Raw genomic sequence first — 15,315 nt, 5'->3', positions numbered from 1 at the left:
CCTGCTATGGAGAAGGCACTGGCGGAGTTGCGAGCCCGGATCGTTGCCGCGGCCGGGCGCGAGCATGCGGTCGACGGGTTGCTGTTGTCGATCGTCGACGCGCCGACACCGCCGATGTCTTCCCTGGCGACGCCGACGTTCGCGCTGGTTGCGCAAGGCCGGAAGCGGCTCGCGGTCGGCGACCAGGTCTTCGAGTACGGCGCCGGCGACTACCTCGTCGTTTCGGTGGATCTGCCGGTGACCGGCCACTTCGTCGAGGCCTCCAAGGACCAGCCGTGCCTCGGGGTCGGGTTGTCGCTGCGGGCCGAGCTGATCGCCTCGCTGCTGCTGGATGCGGCGGACAGTCAGGTGCCTGGTGGCTCGGTTCAGGCGCTGACCGTCAGCCGTGCGCCCGACGAACTCGTCGACGCCGTGGTCCGCCTGCTTCGGCTTGTCGACGAACCCGAGGATGCCCGGGTGCTCGCGCCACTTGTCGAGCGCGAGATCCTCTGGCGGCTGCTGCGCAGTCCGCAGGGTGCCGCCGTACGCGAGATCGGGCTCGCGGACAGCAGCCTGTCGCACGTCGCCCGGGTGATCCGCTGGATCCGCGACCACTACACCGAACCGTTCCGGGTCGAGGACCTGGCCGCGCTGGCCGGCATGAGTACGTCGGCGTTCCATCGGCACTTCCGCACAGTCACGGCGATGACGCCGATCCAGTTCCAGAAGAAGATCCGGTTGCAGGAGGCGCGGTTGCGGCTGGTCGGGCTGGGCGAGGACGTGACGAGCACCGGGTACGCCGTGGGCTACGACAGCCCGTCGCAGTTCAGCCGCGAGTACCGGCGCGAGTTCGGTACGCCGCCCAGCCGTGACACCAGCCTGATCCGCGCGGAAGCTTCCCTGCCATAGAGCAGGATCGTGCAAGTGGCGGCGAGCAATTGTCTAGCGACTCTCCTGCGAGAACACGTCTACTGGACAAGTACCTGTTCAAGACGTTCGAGGAGATTGACACGATCATGCAAATAGCTGTGATCACCGGCGGGAGTTCCGGCATCGGGCAGAGCGCAGCCTTCGAGGTCGCGAAGCGCGGCGTCGGGGTGATCCTGACCTACCACGGCAACCGCGACGGCGGCCTGGAGACCGCCGAACGGATCGAGAAGGACGGCGGTACGGCGGTCGCACTGCCACTGGACGTCGGTCGCCCGGACACGTTCGCCGACTTCGCGACTGACGTGCGAGAAGTGCTCCAGCGCTGGGGGCGGACGTCGTTCGACTTCCTCGTCAACAATGCGGGCGTCGGGCAACAGCCGGTGAGGTTCGAGGACACCACCGAGGAACTGTTCGATCAGATGCTGCGGGTCCACCTCAAGGGTCCGTACTTCCTGACCCAGACGCTCCTGCCGCTGATCGCGGACGGCGGATCGATCGTCTACACCAGCAGCACCTCAGCCCTGGCCAACACGCGACCGGAGCCGGGGTACTCGGTGTACGCGAGCATGAAGGGCGCACAGGTGGTGCTCACCCGCTACCTCGCCAAGGAACTCAGCGTCCGCGGCATCCGGGTCAACGCCGTCGCTCCTGGCGTGACCCGGACCCGCCTCGGCGACGACGCGTTCGCCCGCTATCCCGAGCTGATCCCGCCGATCGCCGACCGCACCGCCCTCGGCCGCATCGGCGAACCGGACGACCTCGGCAAGGTGATCGCGTTCCTCCTCTCCCCCGATGGCGCGTGGATCACCGCCCAGACCCTCGAAGCCTCGGGCGGCTACGACCTCTGACCACTCCAGTCGTCTCCCCACGTCGCGGTCCTGGCGGCGCGGTAACTGCTGGACGACTTAGGCACCACCGTCTGTTCACGTGAACCGGCGGTGGTGCACAGGTCGAGGATCACTCGCCCCTTCGGCCGCGCGGGCCTCCCGATCACCCGGGCCGGCGCGGGATGGGCCGGTGCGCGGGTGGCGACCAGGTAGCTGAACTTCTCGTCCTCGTAGTTGCGCGTGCCGTCCTTCAGGACCCGATGCAGTTCGGTCCGCGGCAGTCGTACGGCGAAGTGGCACCAGTCGGCGGGGACGAGCGGGCACGCCACCTGATGCGAGCAGGGAGCCGCGACCGTCAGACCCTGCTCGATGAGTTGAGCACGCGCATCGAGTATGCGGCGGTGCCCGCGCGGAGTCCCGGGCTCCACGATCACGACGGTGCCGGCGGTCTGCGCCGCTGTGTCGATGAGGTCGCGGCGGGCGGCGTCGGACAGTTCATTGAGGACGTAGCCGATCGTGATCAGGTCGACCTCGCGGTGCGGGCTCCAGTGGCGGAGGTCGGCCGCCGTCCACCTTGGGCCGGCAAGCGGCCCGCTTTGGTTGCCGTCGACAACGTGACGGCCGTGCTCACCATCGGCAAGTCTTCGGCCGAGGCGGATGGCGGCGGCCTCGCGTTCGATGGTCTCGATGGCGATCCCCGGCCAGATGGCGGCAGCTGCCCAAGCGGCCGCGCCGGTTCCCCCGCCGAGGTCGAGGTGAGTCGTGAAGGTGCTGATGACGTGTCGATCAGCCGCGAGCAGGGCGGCGTGGAGCGCACGACAAGTCGCCGGCATTCGTACGACGGCGTACGCGAGGCAGTCGAGGTCGTCGCTCATTCCCGGTGTGCTGTCGTCGACCCGCTCACCCCGATAGCGGTCCGACAAAGCGATGACCCGGCGGCGCAGCACGTCGTGCTGGACACCGGCAAGGACGCGGACAAGGGCAGCATGCAGTTGTGTGTCCACGAAGGACATGAGGGAACTCCGGTTCGGTCGGCACGGAGTGCGCACAGGGCGCACGAGACCCGCGGCCAGACGCCGCGACGCACCAACCGGTCCGGAAAGCTGTCAGAAGGCAGCAGAGAAGGAGGGATTGGCGCGGAACCGGATAACCATGCAAGCCATCACGCACCTCCTCGGATCACACAACAACCGAGACTCTATCCAACGGCACCTCCACTCCGCGTCTGATTTTCAGCGATCCAGGTACGTACAGAGGCAGACCTTGTTGCCCTCGGGATCCGCCAGCACGGTGAACGACGGCGCCTTGTCGTCGGCCACCACCGTTCCGCCGGCCGCCAGCGCCGCCTCGATCCGGGCCGGGACCACCTCAGCCGGAAGCCACAGATCCAGATGGAACCGTTGCCGAGGAGTCTCATGCGCGTCCGTGCCCTGGAACCACAGGGTCACCACCCGTCCGGTCGGGTCGCAGACGTCAAGCCGGTCGTAGACGCCGGGGTCGCCGGCGAGTACGGCGGCCCAGAACGGACCGATCGCGGCCTCGTCGGCCGTATCCAGGCCGAGCTCCACCTCAGCCACGGCCGACGGGTCAGCTGTGAGGCCCAGTGACTGAGCGATCGAGCTGATCCGCCGCGCCAGGTCGACATCCCGCCGCGTCACGTTCGGATAGCCCTCGCCGGTGCCGAGCTTCACCGCGTCGTCGCTGCGCAGCCGCACATCCGCGAAGCCCTTGCCGAGCCGGACCTCGGGCGCATGCTCACCCGAGGCGCAGGCCTCGCCGAGGGCGCTCACGAAGCGAGCGCCGTCGGCGAACGACCCGATCAGGAACCGCGCGTGCAAGCCCTGGCCCAGCTTGCGCCAGTCGGCCAGCTCGGCGTCCCGGATCGCCTGCCAGCTCAGCATGTCCATCGCCAACCCCCAAGAAATCGCGGTTCCGAAGAGGTTAGGACACCACGCCGACAGTTCAGATCAGGACTTCCTTGCCGTCCTCGACCACGATGTCCCCGGTTCCGAGCGACCCGAACCCGTCCTGCCGCAGCGTCAGCGACACCGCCCCACCGGGCAGCACCTCGCCGTGGCTGATCTTGTAGGTCGCCGGTACGGCGCCGGCCTCGAACAGCCGCTTCCCCGTCCCCACCACGACCGGGAACTGGATCAGCCGATAGGTGTCCACCAGACCGGCGTCGTGCAGGGTCCGCACGAGCTGCCAGCTCCCGTGCACCTGCAGCTCACGCCCGGGCTGTTCCTTCAGCCGCCGTACCTGCTCCACGATGTCGTCACCGCGGAGCACGGTGGTGTCGCCCCACGCCGCGTCCTCGTCGGAGAGCGTGTTGCTGACGACGTACTTCTTCCAGGTGTTCAACGCGGTGGACACGATGTTGTCCGGCTCCACCGTCACCTGCGACCAGAACGTGCGCATCATCTCGAACGTCGACCGGCCGAGCAGGATCGCGTCCGCCTCCCGGAACCACCCGTCGACCGGGTCCAGCTGGCCGTCGGCCGCGTGCGGTACGAGCCAACCGCCGTACTCGAACCCGTTGCTTCGGTCCTCGTCCGGTCCGCCCGGCCCCTGCATGACACCGTCGAGGCTGACGAAGACGTTGACGCTGAGCTCCATGACTTCTCCCTAGGTAGAGGTGCTCTCACCCAGGCGTCGATCAGCTCCCGCCGGACTCGACACGCAGTACGGCGAGATCTCGCTCGGCGTACGTCCGGTGCTCCCACTCCTCGCCCAGAATGCAGCCGAGACACTCGCTGACCTGGTAACTCTGCGACGCCGGATACCCGGGCTCGGTCGCTGGCACGGTCATTTCACTCAGCCGCTCGTCGGTGAGCTCAGCGAAGACGTCCCGAACGGTCTGCATCCGGTCGGCCCGCAACACGAGCACCTCGTCCAGTGACGGGCGTACGGCGCGATCGCGCGGAACGGGCGGTACGTCGTGCATCTCGTCGTGCGGAAGGTCCAGCGGGTCCCAGGGAGCCGGGTCGCCGAGGACGGTACGCCGTACCCAGGCATCGGTCGCGAAGACGAGGTGCCGCTGCGTCTCGATGAACGACCACTCACCGTCGACGGACTCGTGCAACAGCTCCGGCGGCAACTGCCGGGCCCGCTCGACGGTCTCCCTCCACAGCCGCTCGAGCAGTTCCCACGCCTCCCGGTAACCGTCCGCGTCCGCAGGGCGCATCTTCTCGCGACCGGGGTGACGACGGTTGAGCTCTGCATCGATCAGCGGTACGACGTCAACGCCCCAGACCCTCAGGTTGCGGATGTCGCCGTCGAGCGACACGTCGTTCAGGGCTGCGCCGCGGATGGTCGCGCCGTTGAGGTTGACGTTGTCGAAGCGGGCACCGCGCAGGTCGACATCGTGAAACACCGCCTCCCGCAGCGACGACCGTTCGAACCGCGCGGCGGCGAGGTCTTGGTCCTTGAACTCGGTCACCCGCCCAGCTTGGCGTGAGCCCGCCCGGGGCCACAATGGCGGACAAAGGCGAGTTCCGTCCCGCCTTCTGATTGAACGGAGCGGCATGTACCGCAGGCTCGTCCTCAAGCTGTCCGGGCAGGCGATCGCCGGCTCGAACGACTTCGGCTTCGACAGCGACCGGCTCACCCACCTCGCGAACGAGGTGATCGCGCTGCACGCCACCGGCATCCAGGTCGCGGTCATCGTCGGCGGCGGCAACGTCTTCCGCGGCAACCGGTCCGACGAGTGGGGTATCGACCGCGTCGAGGCCGACAACATCGGCATGCTCGGCACTGTCATCAACGCCGTCCTCCTGCGCGGCCGGCTCACGGCGCTCGGTGCCGACGACGTCCACCTGATGACGGCGATCCCGATCAACAACCTGGCCGAGCCGTATATCCGGCTGCGCGCCCTTCGGCACCTGGAGAAGGGCTCGATCGTCCTGCTTGCCAGCGGCAACGGACAGCCCTTCACCACCACCGACTACCCGGCCGTCCAGCGCGCGATCGAGCTCGACGCCGATGCCCTCCTGGTCGCCAAGAACGGCACCGACGGCGTGTACGACGCCGACCCGAACAAGCACCCGGACGCCCACCGCTTCGACCACCTCACCTACCAGGAAGTCATCGACCGCGGCCTCGGCGTGATGGACCAGACGGCCTTCATCCTCGCCCGCGACCACCACCTCCCCCTCCACGTCTTCGACATCGACCGCCCCTCCGCCGCCGCCTCCATCACCATCGGCACCCCCATCGGCACCCTGATCAACTGACCAGTTCCCGGGCGATCGTGTCGACGTGTGGCTGGAACCAGTCGCCGCCGGCGGCTTGCTCTGCGTGGAGGGCCATCAGGGACCAGAGGGCGCGATAGAGCGAGAGGGTGTGGTTGATGTACGGCGTGCGGGAGAGAGGGTAGCCGGTCAGGAATGCGGCGGTGGGTGCCGGGCCGGACATGGTGAAGCGGGCGATGTCGAAGAGGGGGTCGCCGTACATGGCGTCGCCCCAGTCGAGGACGCCGGTGAGCTTGTTGCCTACGGCATAGAGGTGGCGGGGGTGGAGTTCGCCGTGCAGCAGAGCCGGCTTGATGTCGGCGACGGTGCGGACGAAGGGCGGGACGGTGTCGCGGAGCCGCTGGGCGAGCTGGTCGGGGAGGACACTGGTCAGGCGGTCGAGGGTTTCGATCGGCTTGAGAAGGTTCGTGGGCCAATCCGCCGAGGGGTCGTGGATCGTGTGGAGGCGACGGAGGCAGCGGCCGGCCTCGGCGAGGACCTGTGGGGAGTTGGTGGGCTCACCCGGGAGTTCGGCAGTGATCAGGTACGTCGGGGCCGTGAGGTCGACCGCGATGACTCGAGGGCTGGGGACGTCGAGCGAGCGGGCGAGATCGCAGGCTTCGGCTTCCGCGGCAATGGTGTTGCCGGACTTGAGGTAGTAGACGCCGGACGGCGTGTGCAGGCGGAAGGTCTGGTTGCCCGCGAAGCCGTTGACCGGCTCGACGCGGGTGATCCGACCGATCACTGGGGACGCGAGCGCGCGTGGATCGAGGGGCGGCACGTCGTTAGCGTACCGACGGTGTAGCGGTCGTCTAAATGGTTTGCGGGGGCGCGGCGGGGGTTGGTGTACTCGTGGGCGTACCAGCAGGTGTCTAGTCAAGGAGTTCTGTCATGCGACCTCGCTTCATGTCTGTCGCGGAAGGAATTGACACCTGTTCAAAGGACATGAAGCTGCGTGAAAGTACTGAACCTTGGGATCCTGGCGCATGTCGACGCCGGTAAGACGAGCCTGACCGAGCGGCTGCTCTACGCCGCCGGGGTCATCGACGAGATCGGTAGCGTCGACGACGGCAGCACCCAGACCGATTCCCTCGCGCTGGAACGCCAGCGCGGTATCACGATCAAGTCGGCGGTCGTGTCGTTCACGATCGGCCAGGCCGACCCTGTCACGGTCAACCTGATCGACACCCCCGGCCACCCGGACTTCATCGCCGAGGTGGAGCGGGCGCTCAGCGTGCTCGACGGCGCGGTGCTGGTCATCTCGGCCGTCGAAGGCGTCCAGGCGCAGACCCGGGTGCTGATGCGGACGCTGCAGCGCCTGAAGATCCCGACGCTGATCTTCGTCAACAAACTCGACCGGGCCGGCGCGCAGTACGACGCCGTACTCAAGTCGATCGCGGACAAGCTGACCCCGGCGATCGTCCCGATGGGCGAGGCCACGCACCTGGGCACCCCGGAAGCGACGTTCACCGAGTCGTACGGCGCCCTCCTCGAAGTACTCGCCGAGCGCGACGACGACCTGCTGCGGATGTTCGTGGACGGCGAGCCGCTCTCCCGTGACGCCCTGAAGCGAGCGCTGGCCAGGCAGACAAAGGAGGCGCTCGTGCATCCGGTCTACTTCGGCTCCGCCATCACCGGTGCGGGCACGGAGGCGCTGACCGAAGGCATCCGCGAACTGCTCCCCCTGGCCGGCACCCAGGAGGAACCGGTCGACGGAGCGGTCTTCAAGGTCGAGCGCGGCCCGGCCGGCGAGAAGATCGCCTACGTCCGGATGTTCTCCGGCACGGTGCGAGTTCGGGAGCGGCTGGGCTTCCGAGCCGGCGCCGAGGCCAAGGTCACCGCGCTCCGCGTCTTCGGCGAGGGCGGCGCGACCTCGGCCGCCGAGGTGCGCGCCGGGCAGATCGCGCGGGTCTGGGGCCTCGCCGATGTCCAGATCGGCGACCGGCTGAGCGATCTGTGGAACATTACTGCCGCCGAGCGACCATTTGTTTCCCCAAACCCGGTCATGTTCGCGCCGCCCACCTTGGAGACGGTTGTCTACCCGAAGGAGCTGCGTGACAAGGGGAACCTTCGCGTCGCGCTGACCCAGCTCGCGGAGCAGGACCCGCTGATCAACCTGCGCCAGGACGATCTCCGCCAGGAGATCTCGGTGTCCCTGTACGGCGAGGTCCAGAAGGAGGTCATCCAGACCACCCTGGCGACCGAGTTCGGGATCGAGGCCGGCTTCCGCGAGACGACCACGATCTGCATCGAGCGGCTCGATGGCACCGGCGCGGCGGTCGAGTTCAAGAAGAAGGACGCGAACCCGTTCCTCGCCACCGTCGGTCTCCGGCTCGAACCCGCCCCGGTCAACGCCGGTGTCAGCTTCGAGCTGGAGGTCGAGCTCGGCTCGATGCCGTACGCGTTCATCAAGGCCGTCGAGGAGACCGTCCGCGAGACGCTCGGCCAGGGCATTCACGGCTGGCAGATCCCCGACGCGCGGGTCGTGATGACGCACTCCGGCTACTCGGCGCGGCAGAGTCATGCCCACGCCGTCTTCGACAAGAGCATGTCGAGCACGGCCGGCGACTTCCGCTTCCTGACCCCGTTGGTCCTGATGACGGCGCTCCAGCAAGCCGGTACGACGGTGCACGAGCCGATGCACCGCTTCCGGCTGGAGATCCCGACCGACACGACTCGCGCCGTACTCGCGGCTCTGGCCCGGCTGCGCGCGATCCCGCAGGTGCCCGCGCTGGCCGCGGAAACGTCAACCCTGGAAGGAGAAATCCCCGCGGCTGCCGTCTACGAACTCGAGCAACTGCTGCCCGCCCTCACCCGCGGCGAAGGCGTGCTGGAGTCAGCGTTCGAGCGCTACCAACCCGTCACCGGCCCGATCCCGGAACGCGCCCGGACCGACCACGACCCACTCAACCGGCGGGATTACCTCCTGCACGTCCAGCGCCGGGTTTGATGCCGTGGACAACAGTCGCACCGAGCTCGTCGTCGGACGTCACGCGAGCCGTCAGGCCCTGATCCGTCAGCACAGCTGCGGCCGGCGGGGCCTGATGCTCGCTCATCTCCACGAACAGGTGCCCACCCGGGGCAAGCCAGCTCAACGCCCCCGCCGCAACCCGGCGCAATGTGGCGAGCCCGTCCGGCCCACCGTCCAGCGTCACGTGCGGCTCATAGAGCCGAGCCTCGGGCGGCAGCAGCCGGATCTCGTTGGTGGGCACGTACGGCACGTTCGCGAGCAGTACGTCGATCCGCCCCCGCAACTGATCCGGCAACGCGGAGAACAGGTCGCCCTGATACACCGACCCACGCCACGGCACCAGATTGCGCCGGGCACACCGAACCGCGGCCAGTTCGATGTCGGCGGCGTACAACGACACCTCGCGCTCCGCCGCGATCGCCGCACCCAACGCACCCGACCCACAGCCGAGGTCCAGTACGACGGCGCCCGGTGTGGTCACCTCCAGCGCCTCGGCGACGAGGAACTCGGTCCGGCGGCGTGGGATGAACACACCGGGATCGACCGCGATCCGCAGTCCGCGGAACGACGCCCAGCCGAGGACGTGTTCGAGCGGCAGCCCGGCGACACGCTGGTCGACCATGGCGGCTACCTCGGCCGCGTCCCGCGCGGTCTCGACGATCAGCGCGGCCTCGTCCTCGGCGAAGACGCACCCGGACGCGCGCAGCCGCTCGACGACAGCGCCGAGTTCAACAGAAGGAACAGAAGATACAGACACAGAACCCCTTAGAACCGAGGCTCCCGCGGTCAGTCTCAGAAGCTGACCACTCGAGGCGGGAGCAACCAACCTGCCTGTCCGGTGATCGGTCCCACCTCCTCGATCCGTCGTCCCTGGTGCGATCCACCCTACCCGAAAGCGTTCACTCCGGTGAGCTCCGCGGAGACCGCCCACAACCGGGCGGCCGATGCCGGGTCGATCGCGTACGGCCGGACGCCCGGGCTGTCGTCGGTGGATACCTCGGCGATCTCGCAGTCCTCGCAGAACACGCCGCCGAGCCCGTCGAGCTGTGCCGACGTCGCGGCCCACACCTGGGTCGCGGCGCCCTGTTCCGGGGATTTGAAGCCGGGGTTCAGCGGGTTGCCGTCCTCGTCGATCCAGCCGAAGGCGACCATCTCCTCGCGCGGCAGATGCCGCTGCAACGGGGTCAGGATGCCGCCCGGGTGCAGCGCGAACGCGCGCACGCCGGAGTCCTTGCCCAGGGCATCGAGCTGCACGGCGAACAGCACGTTGGCGGTCTTCGCCTGCCCGTACGCCTGCCATTTGTCGTACCCCTGCCGGAACTCCAGGTCGTCCCAGCGGATGTCCGAGCGCCGGTGCCCGGTCGACGACACCGACACCACGCGCGCACCACCATCGGCCACCAGCGCCGGCCAGAGGCGGTTCACCAGCGCGAAGTGCCCGAGGTGGTTGGTCGCGAACTGCGCCTCCCAGCCCGGCCCGACCCGCGTCTCCGGCGCGGCCATGATCGCCGCGTTGTCGATCATGATGTCGATCGACCGCCCGGACGCCAGGAACCGATCGGCGAACGCCCGCACACTCTCCAGATCCCCGAGATCCAGCTCGTCGATCTCGACGTTCGAGAGCCCCTCCAGCGCCGCGCGCGCGGCGTCCGGTCGCCGTGCCGGTACGACGACGTGCGCACCGGCCTTGGTCAGCGCACGTGTCGTTTCGAGGCCGAGACCGGAGTATCCGCCGGTGACGACGGCCAGCTTGCCGGTCAGGTCGATCCCGGCGAGGACGTCGTCCGCGGTGCTGTCGTGCCCGAATCCCGAACCGATCTTGTGCTGTGCAGTCATGTCTTGGACTCTACGAGTTCGCGCACACTCTAGGTCAAGCGTCGAGGTGCGGGTTCTGCCGCAGCGACTCCGCCAGCCGCTGCAGAGCAGGGTTCGGACTGTCGGGGCTCCAGCAGGCGTGCAGCGTGACCGAGTGCGCGTCGGCCGCGTCGAGCTCACGGTAACGGACCCCCTCGACTCCCATCGCCATGATCGAACGCGGGATCAACGCGCACCCCAGACCGGCCCGGACGAGCGCGAGCATCGTCGGCACCTGCGATGCCAGCTGACTGACGGCGTACCGATCCATGCCGATCATCGCGGCGCAGATGTCGTGCAGGTACTGCGAACCCTCGGGGCTGTAGCCGATGTAGTCGTCGGTGGCGTCGGCGAGGGTGACCGGGGTGTCGCCGGTCGCGAGCGGATGATCGGTCGGTACGGCGAGCACCAGATCCTCCGAATGCACCAGCACCGACTCGAATTGCGATGGGATCGGTGGCCGGACGAGGCCGATGTCGATCTCCAGGTTCGCCAACGCCTCGAATTGCGCCGGGCTCACGAGTTCCGTGAGCTCCGAGGTCACCGCGGGCGTGCGTTTCCCGACCATCGTGAGGAAGTCTGCGAGTACGGCGTACGCACCGATGGCGGTGAACGCGATCCGCAGGGTCCCGGTCTGGCCGTCGGCGGCCCGGCGAGTCGCTTCCGGAGCGACCTCGAGCAGCGCGAGCACCCGGCGAGCGTGTTCGAGGAAGACATCACCGGCCGCGGTCAGGCGCACTCCCCGGCCGGTCCGGTCGAACAGCCGGACGTCGAGGGTTCGCTCCAGCCCCTGGATCTGCCGCGTGAGCGGTGGCTGGGTCAGGTTGAGCCGCTGGGCGGCCCGGCCGTAGTGGAGTTCCTCGGCGACGGCGACGAACCCCCGGAGCTGCTGCAGCGACAAGTCCATACCGGCACGGTATCGGTTCATGCGAAATAGGGCTTGGACCTGCATAACGGAAAGCGCCTACCGTCGAGGCTGCGTCTCTCAACGCCGAACCGAAGGAGCCTCCACGGTGCCCAAGCTCGCTGCCTTGTTCTCTCCCGACCGTGCCGCCGACGTGGTCGACCCCGCGACCCGCCGGCTGCTCGAGGACCGCTTCGAGGTCATCTGGGCCGAGGCGGCGCACGCGGCCGGACCGGGATCACCCGGCAAGCCGCCGGCGCTCGACCCGGCCGCCGTACCCGAGCTGGCCGCCGGCGCCGACGTCCTCCTGACCAGCTGGGGTACGCCGCACCTCGGCAAGGAGCTGTGGTCCGACGGCAACGGCCCGCAGGTCGTCGCCCACGCGGCGGGCTCGGTCAAAAACCTCATCGACCCGGTCATCCTCGACCAGGGCGTCGCCGTCTTCTCCGCCGGTCCGCGGATCGCGTGGTCGGTCGGCGAGTACTGCCTGGCCGCCATGCTCACCTTGGCCCGGCGCCTTCCCCGGTTCGACGGAGCAATCCGGCAGGGCGGCTGGAAGCAGACCGGCTTCCGCGGCCACGAACTCGCGGGCGCCCGGGTCGGCGTCATCGGCGCCAGCAGCACGGCCCGGGCGCTGATCACTCTGCTGAAGCCCTTCGGCTGCGACCTCGCGGTCTACGACCCTTACCTGACGGACGAGCGCGCCGGTCAACTCGGCGTACGCACGACGACGCTCGAAGAGGCGGCGAGCAGCCCGTTCCTCACCATCCACGTGCCGAACGTGCCGGAGACCAAGGGCATGATCACCCGCGCGCTGATCGAGCAACTCCCCGACGGCGCGGTCGTCGTGAACTCGTCCCGCGGTCCAGCGATCGACCAGCAGGCCCTGCTCGACCACGTCCTCGACGGCCGCGTGTACGCCGCCTTGGACGTCTACGACCCAGAGCCGCCGACCTTCGACCGCACGATCCTCGACGCGCCCAACCTGCTGCTCAGCCCGCATGTCGCCGGCGACACCGCTGAAGGCCACCTCGCGCTGGCCGGCTACGTCCTTACGGACGTGATCCGGTGGCTCGAGGACGGCACCCGCGGTCCGAGCTTCGTCGACCCGGCCGCCTGGTCGATCGCGGCCTGAGAGGACAGCCGATGTCGCGGATCACGCAAGTCGAAGTGTTTCCGGTCGCAGTCCCGTTCGCGCGCCGCTTCGTGCTCGGCAGCGGCGCGGTCGGCTCCCCCGGTGACGCGCCGGACCAGGCCGCCGCGGTCGTGTTCGTGAAGCTGACCACCGAGGACGGCGTCGTCGGCTGGGGTGAGCAGCGCGCGCTGCCGAGCTGGAGCTACGAGACCGCCGAGACCATGGCGGTGGTGATCCGGCGGCACCTCGCGCAGATCCTGCTCGAACTCACGCCCTTCGACGTCGAGCTGTTCCACCAGCGCGCCGCCAAGCGCCTCAGCCCCGCGGTGTCGAACGGCTTCCCGTTCGCCCGCGCCGCCGTGGACGTCGCGATGCACGACGCGGCCGGCAAGCTCGCCGGCGTCCCGGTGCACGCCCTGCTCGGCGGCAAGGTGCACGACGAGATCCCGCTGTGCTCGGCGATCGGGGTCGGCGACCAGGACGCGGTCCGCGAACATGCGCTCCAGTCGTCGGACTATCCGGCGTACAAGGTCAAGATCGGTGGCGATCTGGACGCGGACGCCGCGGCGATCCAGACCGTGGCCGAGGTCGCCGGCGGCAAGCCGCTGTGGCTCGACGCCAACCAGTCCTACCGGCCGACCGCACTCAGGCAACTCCTCGACCGTACGGCGGGCGTCCGCACGATCCACTGTGTCGAGCAGCCCGTACCGAGCACCGACACGCTCGCGATGCAACGGCTGCGCGAACTGATCGACCTGCCGATCGCGATCGACGAGGGCAGCTTCTCCGCCCAGGATCTGGCCCGGGCGATCAGGCTCGGCGCCGCCGACCTCGTCGTGGTCAAGGTCTGCAAATCCGGTGGGCTGCGCAACGCCCTGAAGACCGCGCAGACCGCGATCGCCGGCGGCGTCGAGGTCCTCGCCAGCGGCCTGACCGACTGCGGGGTCGCGTTCGCCGCCGCGCTGCACGTGTTCAGTCAGCTCGAGCTCGCCTTGCCCGCCGAGCTCAACGGGCCGGAGTTGCTGTCCGATCTGTATGTCGAGGGGCTGAGCATCACCAAGGCCGTCGCGACGGTCCCCACCGCCCCTGGACTGGGCGTTCAGGTCGACGAGGAGCGGATCCGCGCCGAGTCGATCGACCTGCTCTATCGGTGAGGAGAAACATGGGAACGAACCTGTCCCGTCGCGGCTTTCTCGAGCTGACCGGTCTCGCCGGGCTCGGGCTGGCTGTTGCCGGATCCACGGCCGGGTGCTCGTCAGGACCACCCGCCGGCGCCGCCACCTGGGCGATGTGGTCGAGCAGTGCCGCGGAGAAGAAGGTCTGGCAGGACTTCAGCAAGTACGTCGAGCACCAGCTCGGGGTGAAGTCCGTCCCGACCCTGACCCCGTCGAACGGCTACCCGACCAAACTCGACCTGCAACTGGTCAGTGGCACGGCCGGCCTGGTGACCGCGCTCAACGGCACACTGATCCCGACGTACGCCGCCCGCGGTGCGCACCGTCCGCTCGACGACCTGATCGAGGCCGACCCGGACTTCCACCTCGACGACTTCTACCAGTCGAGCCGCCGCATCTCGAGCTTCAACAACAAGACCTACGCGATCGGCTTCGACGTCGCGCCGACGGTCATGTACTACAACAAGACGCTGCTGCAGAAGCAGGGCGTCGAGCTGCCCTCGAAGACGGTGCCGATGCCATGGGCAACCTTCCGGGACCTGGCGAAGCAGCTCACCAAACCCGGCGAGCAGTACGGCTTCACCTGTGCGCCGGCGATCGACGACCTGGTTTCGTGGATCTACTGCGCGGGCGGGAACGTGATGGACGACGCCGCCACCCGGAGCACGCTGGGTGATCCGGAGGCGATGGGGGCACTGCAGTACGTCATCGACCTGTTCGTCAAGGACAAGGTGACCCCGCCGATCAAGAACCTGGTCACCGAGAGTTCGCTGTCCAACTTCATGGAGGGCAACGTCGCCTTCATGCAGAACGGGCCGTGGCAGGTGGTCAACGTGCGCAAGGCCAAGTTCGACTGGGACGTGATCCCGTTCCCGGCCGGGGCAGTCGGCAGTACACCGCGGGTGTCGGGATCCAGCTTCGCGATTCCGTCGGGGGTGCGCGATGGGGCCGAACTGGACCTCGCGTGGAAGCTGCTCAAGACGCTCACCAGCACCGGTGCGCTCGACATCTACGCCAAGGCCGGCCGCAACAACCCGGCCCGGCTGAGCGCTGGCAGTGCGTTCCAGCCACCGCCGGACAACCTCGGCATCGTGCAGCAGATCCTCGCCGGCAAACTCGCCGGCGGTCACGCGTTCGACGTCACGACGAACTGGAACCAGGTCAAGCAACTCCTCGGCCAGGATCTCCCGCGGAGCTTCCTGGGACAGGTCACGGTCGCGGACGCGATCACCGGGCTCACGCCGCGTCTCGACGTACTGATGCGGCAGCACCAGGACAACATCCGCCAAGCCACCGCCAGGAAGGGGTGAT

General features: G+C 68.5%; 15 protein-coding genes. 7 read left to right on the top strand and 8 right to left on the bottom strand.

The window, feature by feature from the left end; all coding sequences use genetic code 11:
* Positions 1-6: 6 nt before the first annotated feature.
* Both OG555_RS35280 and OG555_RS35275 read left to right on the top strand, forming a co-directional pair.
* On the top strand, positions 7-888 hold the full coding sequence (locus OG555_RS35280; RefSeq protein ID WP_329477136.1) for an AraC family transcriptional regulator: 882 nt from the start codon (positions 7-9) through the stop codon (positions 886-888).
* A 107-nt stretch (positions 889-995) separates the two neighbouring features.
* Entirely contained in the window at positions 996-1,757 is a 762-nt protein-coding gene (locus tag OG555_RS35275; protein ID WP_329477134.1) for an SDR family NAD(P)-dependent oxidoreductase, read from the top strand.
* On the opposite strand, the gene OG555_RS35270 is transcribed toward OG555_RS35275, so the two are convergent.
* The 4 genes from OG555_RS35270 to OG555_RS35255 all read right to left on the bottom strand — a co-directional run bounded on the left by OG555_RS35270 (position 1,745) and on the right by OG555_RS35255 (position 5,175).
* A complete protein-coding gene (locus OG555_RS35270) occupies positions 1,745-2,749 on the bottom strand; it encodes a small ribosomal subunit Rsm22 family protein (protein ID WP_329477132.1) in 1,005 nt (334 codons plus the stop codon). The genes OG555_RS35275 and OG555_RS35270 overlap by 13 nt on opposite strands.
* 219 nt (positions 2,750-2,968) lie before the next feature.
* Positions 2,969-3,643: a VOC family protein gene (locus OG555_RS35265; protein WP_329477131.1), complete on the bottom strand. Its 675-nt coding sequence runs from the start codon at positions 3,641-3,643 to the stop codon at positions 2,969-2,971.
* Between the two features lie 55 nt (positions 3,644-3,698).
* Positions 3,699-4,352, bottom strand: a complete 654-nt coding sequence (locus OG555_RS35260) for a dihydrofolate reductase family protein (RefSeq protein WP_329477129.1) — start codon at positions 4,350-4,352, stop codon at positions 3,699-3,701.
* 40 nt (positions 4,353-4,392) lie between these two features.
* Positions 4,393-5,175, bottom strand: coding sequence for a DinB family protein (locus OG555_RS35255; RefSeq protein WP_329477127.1), 783 nt, complete (start codon positions 5,173-5,175; stop codon positions 4,393-4,395).
* An 85-nt stretch (positions 5,176-5,260) separates the two neighbouring features.
* On the opposite strand from OG555_RS35255, the gene pyrH reads away from it, so the two are divergent.
* Positions 5,261-5,968: a UMP kinase gene (gene pyrH, locus OG555_RS35250; protein WP_329477125.1), complete on the top strand. Its 708-nt coding sequence runs from the start codon at positions 5,261-5,263 to the stop codon at positions 5,966-5,968.
* Here pyrH and OG555_RS35245 read toward each other — a convergent pair.
* A complete protein-coding gene (locus OG555_RS35245; RefSeq protein WP_329477123.1) occupies positions 5,961-6,746 on the bottom strand; it encodes a phosphotransferase family protein in 786 nt (261 codons plus the stop codon). The two genes, pyrH and OG555_RS35245, sit on opposite strands and share 8 nt — an antisense overlap.
* 174 nt (positions 6,747-6,920) lie before the next feature.
* Between OG555_RS35245 and OG555_RS35240 the strand changes: the two genes are divergently transcribed.
* Entirely contained in the window at positions 6,921-8,915 is a 1,995-nt protein-coding gene (locus OG555_RS35240) for a translation factor GTPase family protein (RefSeq protein ID WP_329477121.1), read from the top strand.
* On the opposite strand, the gene OG555_RS35235 is transcribed toward OG555_RS35240, so the two are convergent.
* The 3 genes from OG555_RS35235 to OG555_RS35225 all read right to left on the bottom strand — a co-directional run bounded on the left by OG555_RS35235 (position 8,872) and on the right by OG555_RS35225 (position 11,697).
* Positions 8,872-9,693, bottom strand: a complete 822-nt coding sequence (locus OG555_RS35235; RefSeq protein WP_329477119.1) for a putative protein N(5)-glutamine methyltransferase — start codon at positions 9,691-9,693, stop codon at positions 8,872-8,874. The genes OG555_RS35240 and OG555_RS35235 overlap by 44 nt on opposite strands.
* A 128-nt stretch (positions 9,694-9,821) precedes the next feature.
* Entirely contained in the window at positions 9,822-10,772 is a 951-nt protein-coding gene (locus tag OG555_RS35230; protein ID WP_329477117.1) for an SDR family NAD(P)-dependent oxidoreductase, read from the bottom strand.
* Positions 10,773-10,806: 34 nt separating this feature from the next.
* Positions 10,807-11,697 (bottom strand): LysR family transcriptional regulator, encoded by an 891-nt coding sequence (locus tag OG555_RS35225; protein ID WP_329477115.1) that lies wholly within the window; start codon positions 11,695-11,697, stop codon positions 10,807-10,809.
* Between the two features lie 106 nt (positions 11,698-11,803).
* Here OG555_RS35225 and OG555_RS35220 point away from each other — a divergent pair, with 106 nt between their 5' ends.
* From OG555_RS35220 to OG555_RS35210, 3 genes are read left to right on the top strand one after another with little or no spacing between them, the layout of a single operon-like run.
* Entirely contained in the window at positions 11,804-12,829 is a 1,026-nt protein-coding gene (locus tag OG555_RS35220; RefSeq protein WP_329477113.1) for a hydroxyacid dehydrogenase, read from the top strand.
* A gap of 11 nt (positions 12,830-12,840) precedes the next feature.
* Positions 12,841-13,983 (top strand): mandelate racemase/muconate lactonizing enzyme family protein, encoded by a 1,143-nt coding sequence (locus OG555_RS35215; protein ID WP_329477111.1) that lies wholly within the window; start codon positions 12,841-12,843, stop codon positions 13,981-13,983.
* Positions 13,984-13,991: 8 nt separating this feature from the next.
* Entirely contained in the window at positions 13,992-15,314 is a 1,323-nt protein-coding gene (locus OG555_RS35210) for an ABC transporter substrate-binding protein (RefSeq protein ID WP_329477109.1), read from the top strand.
* The last annotated feature ends 1 nt before the right edge of the window (position 15,315 follow it).

The sequence above is a fragment of the Kribbella sp. NBC_01484 genome (genome assembly GCF_036227145.1).
Classification (GTDB): domain Bacteria; phylum Actinomycetota; class Actinomycetes; order Propionibacteriales; family Kribbellaceae; genus Kribbella.
This window is presented reverse-complemented; position numbering and strand designations above follow the sequence as displayed.